Below are 6,685 nucleotides of genomic sequence, written 5' to 3'. Positions count from 1 at the left end.
GGGCACCGGCAAGGGTGGCCGGGTAACCAAGGGCGACGTCCTCGAGACGGTCGCCGGCAAGGCCTCGGCACCCGCCGCCGCGACGCCGGCCGCCGCTCCGGCCGGCGATGGCGCAGGTGCCGCCCGCACCGCACCCGCCGCTCGCACGTTGCCCGCCGTGGCGTCGCCGTCGACGGCGAGCCTCGGCGATCGGCCCGAGCAGCGCGTGCCGATGAGCCGGCTGCGCGCCCGCGTGGCCGAGCGCCTGCTCCAGTCGCAGGCCTCGAACGCCATCCTGACCACGTTCAACGAAGTGAACATGGCGCCGGTAATCGAGATGAGGAAGCGCTTCCAGGAACGCTTCGAGAAGGAACACGGCGTCAAGATCGGCTTCATGAGCTTCTTCGTGAAGGCGGCCGTCGCGGCGCTGAAGCGGTACCCGATCATCAATGCCTCGGTCGACGGCAACGACATCGTCTACCACGGCTACTTCGACATCGGCATCGCCGTCGGCTCGCCGCGCGGCCTCGTCGTGCCGATCCTGCGCAACGCCGACCAGATGAGCTTCGCCGACATCGAGAAGAAGATCTCCGAGTTCGGCCAGAAGGCCAAGGACGGCAAGCTGACGCTCGACGATCTGACCGGAGGCACCTTCTCCATCTCCAACGGCGGCGTGTTCGGCTCGATGCTGTCGACGCCGATCATCAACCCGCCGCAGTCGGCGATCCTCGGCGTGCATGCGACCAAGGACCGCGCCGTGGTCGAGAACGGCCAAGTCGTGGTCCGGCCGATGAACTACCTCGCGATGTCGTACGACCACCGCATCATCGACGGGCGCGAGGCGGTCCTGGGCCTGGTGGCGATGAAGGAAGCGCTGGAGGACCCGGCGCGGCTCCTCTTCGACATCTGATGGCCACCGCGTTCGACGTCGTCGTCATCGGTGCGGGGCCCGGCGGCTACATCGCCGCCATCCGCGCTGCCCAGCTCGGCTTTTCCACCGCCTGCATCGACGAGTGGAAGAACGAGAAGGGCGGGCCGGCGCCCGGCGGCACCTGCACCAACATCGGCTGCATTCCGTCGAAGGCGCTGCTGCAGTCGTCCGAGAACTTCGAGCATGCCGGGCACCAGTTCGCCGAGCACGGCATCGGCGTCGGTTCGCTGACGATCGACGTCGCGAAGATGATGGCGCGCAAGCGCACGGTCGTGAAGCAGAACAACGACGGCATCCTCTATCTCTTCAAGAAGAACAAGGTGAGCTTCTTCCACGGCCGCGGCTCGTTCGTGAAGAAGTCGGACGCCGGCTGGGAGATCGCCGTGGCGGGTGCCAAGCCCGAGACCCTGACCGGCAAGCACGTCATCGTCGCCACCGGCTCGAACCCGCGCCCCCTGCCCGGCGCTGCCTTCGACGAGAAGACGATCCTCTCCAACGACGGTGCGCTCGCCATCGCTGCGGTGCCGAAGACGCTCGGCATCGTTGGTTCGGGCGTCGTCGGCCTGGAGATGGGCTCGGTCTGGCGCCGCCTCGGCGCCGAGGTCACGGTGCTCGAGGCGCTGCCCGCCTTCCTGGGCGCGGTCGACACCCAGATCGCGGCCGAGGCGCAGAAGGCGTTCGCGAAGCAGGGGCTGAAGATCGCCCTCGGCGTGAAGATCTCCGCCGTGACAACCGCGGGCGAGGGCGTGTCCGTCGCCTACACCGATGCCGCTGGCGCCGAGCAGGGGCTGCGGTGCGAGAAGCTGATCGTCTCGATCGGCCGGGTCCCGAACACGAACGGGCTCAACGCCGAGGCGGTGGGACTCGCCCTCGACGAGCGCGGCTTCATCCCGGTCGACGACGCCTGCCGGACGGCGCTCGAGAACGTGTGGGCGGTGGGCGACGTGGTGCGCGGCCCCATGCTCGCCCACAAGGCCGAGGAGGAGGGCGTCGCCGTGGCCGAGCGCATCGCCGGGCAGAAGCCGCACGTCGACTTCAACACCGTGCCGTGGGTGATCTACACCAGCCCGGAGATCGCCTGGGTCGGCCGCACCGAGCAGCAGCTCAAGGCCGAGGGCCGGGCCTATCGCGCCGGGACCTTCCCTTTCATGGCGAACGGCCGGGCGCGCGCGCTCGGCGACACCACCGGCCTCGTCAAGGTGATCGCGGACGCCAGAACTGACGAAGTCCTCGGCGTGCACATGATCGGCCCCATGGCCTCCGAGCTGATCGCCGAGGCGGTGATGGCGATGGAGTTCAAGGCCTCGGCGGAAGACATCGGGCGCATCTGTCACGCCCATCCCAGCCTGTCGGAAGCGACCAAGGAAGCGGCGCTTGCGGTCGACAAGCGCGCGCTCAACTTCTAGCTGATCAGTGCCTCGTTGAACGTCCGCCGCCTCTACGAGCAGACACTCGCTGAACGCGGCTACCAGTCGGATCTGGCGCAGCTTCGCGCCATCGACTCGCTCGAGCGCTGCGAGAACGAGTGGATCGACTACAAAACGCGGCGCGGCAACGCGCTATCGAAGCTGATCTCCCGGCCGCCCATCCCGCGTGGTGTCTACATGTGGGGCGGCGTCGGGCGCGGCAAGAGCTTCCTGATGAACTGCTTCTTCGAGGCCGTGCCGCTGCAGCGCAAGACCCGCCTTCACTTCCACGAGTTCATGCGCGAGGTGCATCGCGAGCTGGCCGACCTGCATGGCACGAGCGACCCGCTCGTCGCGCTCGGCAAGAGCATCTCGCTCCGGTTCCGCCTCATCTGCCTGGACGAGTTCCACGTCGCCGACATCACCGATGCGATGATCCTGCACCGCCTGCTTGAGGCCCTGTTCCAGCACCGGGTCAGCATCGTGACGACCTCCAACTTCCCGCCGGACGGGCTCTATCCGAACGGGCTGCACCGGGATCGCATCCTGCCGGCCATCGAGCTGCTGAAGGAGCGGCTCGAGGTCGTCAACGTCGACTCCGGGGTCGACTACCGGCAGTCGACGCTGCAGGCTGTCGCGATGTACCACACGCCCCTCGGCCCCGAGGCCGACGCGGCGATGAGCGCGGCCTTCGAGCGGCTCGCCGAGGCCAGCGCCGAGAGCCCACAGCTGCGCATCGAGCATCGCGTCATCCGGGCCCGGCGCCGGGCCGGTGGCGTCGTCTGGTTCGACTTCAGGGAGCTGTGCGGCGGGCCGCGCTCGCAGAACGACTACCTCGAGCTGGCCACGCAGTTCCACACGCTGCTGCTTTCCGGCGTGCCGCAGATGTCGCCGCGCCTGGCCTCCGAGGCGCGGCGATTCACCTGGCTCGTCGACGTGCTCTACGATCGTCGCGTCAAGCTCATCGTCTCGGCCGAGGTCGAGCCGGAAGGGCTGTACACGGAAGGTCCTCTGGTGCACGAATTCCCCCGCACGGTGTCACGGCTGCACGAGATGCGGTCCGCCGCCTTTCTGGCCGAGGCGCGCCGAACCGTCGATACCTCGCTGACATGAAGCCGTCGGTCCGCGGCCGCCGAACGCTCGCCGCGCGCCTGCTGCTGCTCGCGGGGCTCGCCCTGTCGCCGATGGCGTCGCATGCGCAGACCCCGGCCGAGGCCGAGACCGAGAAGGCGAAGATCGCCAGCGAGCGGGCCGCGGCCGAGGCCCGCTACAGCGCCCGCGAACGGGAGTGCCGGGAGCGCTTTGTCGTCACCTCGTGCGTCGAGGATGCGCAGAAGCAGCGACGCGCGACGCTCGATGCCTTGCGCGCGCGCCAGCTCCGGCTCGACGAGACGCGGCGCCGGACCCGCGCCGCGGAGCGGCGTGCCGAGATCGCCGCCAAGGTCGCCGAGGACGCGAAGCGCGCCCAGGAGGGCAGGGAACGCGCGACCCGGGCACAGGCCGAGCCGCCACGCGAACCACGCCCAGTGCGAGAGCCCCGCGAAGCGCGCCCGCCCCGCCAAGCCCGGGAGGCGCGGCCGCCCACCGCGGGCGCGAAGGCGAGAGCGCCGCGCGCCGAAGACGCCGTCGAGCGCAGGGCCCGCGAAGCCCGCAGCCGATCCGAATTCGAGGCACGCCGGCGAAAGGCGGAGGAGCACCGGGCGAGCACGCTCGAGCGGACGGTCAGGCGGATGAAGGAGCGCAATCCGGCCGCGCCGTTGCCGGTCCCCTCGGCGTCGGCGATCCGCGGCAGCGCTGCGTCGGCTCCCTGAGGCCCCGCGCAGCGTCGGCGCGTGGCGACGCCGCTTCAGCCGAGCGGCTCGACGCGGACCAGGGCAAGCGAGAGGTTGTCGCCCGACCCGCGCGCGCGCTGGCGCGCCTTGCCGACCAGCATCTCGGTCGCCTCGCGCGGCGGCAGGGCATGGACGATGGCGCCGAGCTCGCGCGGCGTGAAGTAGTGCCAGAGGCCGTCGCTGCAGGAGAGGATGCTGTCGCCGATCTCGAGCCGGTCGATGTGGCGCTGCGAGAGAGGCGGGTCCTGGAAGGTGCCCAGGCAGCCGGTCAGGAGGTTCGACTGCGGATGGCTGTTCGCCTCTTCCTCGGTGATCTGCCGCTCGTCGACGAGTCGCTGCACATACGAGTGATCGATCGACCGCGTCACCATCTCCGCGGCGCGGAAGTGGTAGACCCGCGAATCGCCGGCGTGAACGAAGTCGCACTCGCGCGTCGGGCTGATCATGAACGCGGCGATGGTGCTGTGCGGCTCCTCCTCGGAGGTGATCGCCGTCAGCTTGATCATGAGGTGCGCTTCGAGGACGAGCTGCTTGAGCGCCTCGGTGGGATCGTCGCGTGTCGGCGCGTAGCGCTCGAAGAGCTGCTGCGCGGTCAGCAGCACCTGGTCGGCGGCCTTGCGACCGCCGCTCTTGCCGCCCATGCCGTCGGCGAGCACGCCCATCACGCAGCCGGGCACGCGTGCGTGCGGGAGGATCTGGACCTGGTCCTGCTGGTAGGCGCGATCGCCTCGGTGGATGCCGGTCGTCGCAGACAGCCGGTAGCCGAGGCTCGAGTTGCTCATGGCAGAAAACTATAATCGCTTTGCTTTGCATCAAAGGGCCGAAAACCGCGAACTAGTCGCGCGTCGACGGCGTCCATGGAAGACAACCTGCACTCGCTGCCGCGACGCCCGATCGAGCTGCGCATCGAGCACGCGGACATCGACAGCCTCATCGATCGCGTCGGTCTCGACGCCGTCGCCGATGATCTCTCGCTGCGGCGGCTGAAGAAGCGCCGCCTCCGCCTTCGCGACCAGATGTCGCGCATCGAAGCCGAGCTCGACCCGCCGCAGCCGGCATGACGCCGCTCCGCGAGGCGGTGCAATCGGCCCTGTCGTGCCGGGGCGAGCTCGCCGTCATCGATCCGAAGTACGTCGAGCGCGCGGTCCAGCTCGAGATGGCTGCGGCGGTCGCCGATGCCATCGACGACCGCTCCGCGCTCGTCGTCGAAGCCGGCACCGGCGTCGGCAAGACCTACGCCTACCTCGTGCCGGCGCTGCTGAGCGGAGCGCGCACGCTGCTGAGCACGGCGACCAAGACGCTGCAGGATCAGCTCTTTTTCCGCGATCTGCCGCGCCTGCGCGCGGCCCTGAACGTGCCGGTCACGGTCGCGCTCCTGAAGGGCCGCGGCAGCTACTTGTGCCTGCACCGGCTCGGCCTCGCGCGCCACGACGCGCACCTTCCCGACCGCTTCGCCGTCCGCGCCCTCGCCAAGATCGAGGCCTGGGCGCAGACGACGGCGAGCGGCGACCTCGGCGAGCTCGACGGTCTCGACGAGCGCAGCAGCATCGTTCCGCTGGTCACGTCGACGCGCGAGAACTGTCTCGGCAGCGAGTGCCCCGAGCACCGGCAGTGCCACGTCATGAAGGCCAGGCGGGAGGCGATGGCCGCCGACCTGGTGGTCGTCAACCACCACCTGTTCTTCGCCGACATGGCCCTGCGCGACAGCGGCGTCGCCGAGCTGCTGCCGAGCGTCGAGGTCGCGCTCTTTGACGAGGCGCACCAGCTCGCCGAGGCCGGGATCCAGTTCCTGGGCACGAACCTGGGGTCGGCCCAATTGATCGACTTCGCGCGTGATCTGCTCGGCGCGGGGCTTCAGCAGGCGCGCGGCCTCTCCCCCTGGCAGGACCTCGCAGCAGCGATCGATCGAGCCGCACGCGAGCTGCGGATCGCCGCCAGCGGCAGCCTGGGCGAGGTTCGCGGCAACCTCAAGCTGCGTTGGGCCGAGCGTGCCGAAGCCCCGCCGTTTCTCGAGTCGCTCGGCGGCGTGGGCCGCGCCTGCGAAGCAGCGCGGCAAGCGCTCGACACCGTGAGCGAGCTGAGCCCGGACTTCGTTCGCCTCGCCGAACGCGCGGCGCGCTTCGCCGAACTCGGGGAGCGCTTCGCCGGCGCGGCCGCCGACGGCATGATCCGCTGGATCGACCTGTCGCCGCACCAGGTGCGGCTGGTCGAGTCGCCGCTCGACATCCGCGACGCCCTGCGCGAGCAGATGGGCAGCGGTGCCAAGGCCTGGATCTTCACCTCGGCGACGCTCGGCGACGACGACCGGCTGGCCTGGTTCACCGAGAGCGCGGGTCTCGATGCCGCGCGCATCGTCCGTCTCGGCAGCCCGTTCGAGTACCGCCGGAATGCGCGCGTGTTCGTTCCGCGCCAGTTCCCGAAGCCCAGCGAGCCCGGTCACCCGAAGGCGGTCGCGGCCCTCGCGGCGCGATGTGCGGGAGCCCTCGGCGGCCGCACCTTCGTCCTGACGACGACCTTGCGCTCGATGCAGGCCGTCG

At 70.1% G+C, this 6,685-nt stretch carries 7 protein-coding genes; 6 read left to right on the top strand and 1 reads right to left on the bottom strand.

The genetic code is table 11. The features are described 5' to 3' along the window. The 4 genes from odhB to AC30N0_RS06740 all read left to right on the top strand — a co-directional run. On the top strand, nt 1-889 hold an 889-nt coding region (gene odhB / locus AC30N0_RS06755), incomplete at its 5' end, for a 2-oxoglutarate dehydrogenase complex dihydrolipoyllysine-residue succinyltransferase (RefSeq protein WP_489517160.1). Continuing rightward, nucleotides 889-2,316 carry a dihydrolipoyl dehydrogenase gene (gene lpdA, locus AC30N0_RS06750; protein WP_489517159.1) on the top strand — a complete coding sequence of 476 codons (1,428 nt, stop codon included), beginning with the start codon at nt 889-891 and terminating at the stop codon, nt 2,314-2,316. The genes odhB and lpdA, both read left to right, overlap by 1 nt. Nucleotides 2,317-2,331: 15 nt before the next feature. After that, nucleotides 2,332-3,429 (top strand): cell division protein ZapE, encoded by a 1,098-nt coding sequence (gene zapE, locus AC30N0_RS06745; RefSeq protein WP_489517158.1) that lies wholly within the window; start codon nt 2,332-2,334, stop codon nt 3,427-3,429. Beyond that, nucleotides 3,426-4,127: a hypothetical protein gene (locus tag AC30N0_RS06740; protein ID WP_489517157.1), complete on the top strand. Its 702-nt coding sequence runs from the start codon at nt 3,426-3,428 to the stop codon at nt 4,125-4,127. The genes zapE and AC30N0_RS06740 overlap by 4 nt, the downstream gene beginning before the upstream one ends. A 35-nt stretch (nt 4,128-4,162) precedes the next feature. Here the strand turns inward: AC30N0_RS06740 and AC30N0_RS06735 are convergent, their stop codons facing one another. Beyond that, nucleotides 4,163-4,930 carry a PP2C family protein-serine/threonine phosphatase gene (locus AC30N0_RS06735; RefSeq protein ID WP_489517156.1) on the bottom strand — a complete coding sequence of 256 codons (768 nt, stop codon included), beginning with the start codon at nt 4,928-4,930 and terminating at the stop codon, nt 4,163-4,165. A 75-nt stretch (nt 4,931-5,005) separates the two neighbouring features. Here AC30N0_RS06735 and AC30N0_RS06730 point away from each other — a divergent pair, with 75 nt between their 5' ends. Both AC30N0_RS06730 and AC30N0_RS06725 read left to right on the top strand, forming a co-directional pair. Next, a complete protein-coding gene (locus AC30N0_RS06730; protein ID WP_489517155.1) occupies nt 5,006-5,209 on the top strand; it encodes a DUF465 domain-containing protein in 204 nt (67 codons plus the stop codon). After that, nucleotides 5,206-6,685: ATP-dependent DNA helicase (locus AC30N0_RS06725; RefSeq protein ID WP_489517154.1), on the top strand; the 1,480-nt coding region annotated here is incomplete at its 3' end. The genes AC30N0_RS06730 and AC30N0_RS06725, both read left to right, overlap by 4 nt.

It is taken from the genome of Rhizobacter sp., assembly GCF_031412495.1.
GTDB lineage: Bacteria > Pseudomonadota > Gammaproteobacteria > Burkholderiales > Burkholderiaceae_C > Schlegelella_A.
Note: the sequence above shows the minus strand (reverse complement) of the source record. Positions and strands in the feature narration are given on the sequence as shown.

Coding starts and splice junctions, on each gene's coding strand:
- AC30N0_RS06730 (WP_489517155.1), top strand. CDS start 5,006: ATGGAAGACAACCTGCACTCGCTGCCGCGACGCCCGATCGAGCTGCGC.
- AC30N0_RS06740 (WP_489517157.1), top strand. CDS start 3,426: ATGAAGCCGTCGGTCCGCGGCCGCCGAACGCTCGCCGCGCGCCTGCTG.
- AC30N0_RS06735 (WP_489517156.1), bottom strand. CDS start 4,930: ATGAGCAACTCGAGCCTCGGCTACCGGCTGTCTGCGACGACCGGCATC.
- lpdA (WP_489517159.1), top strand. CDS start 889: ATGGCCACCGCGTTCGACGTCGTCGTCATCGGTGCGGGGCCCGGCGGC.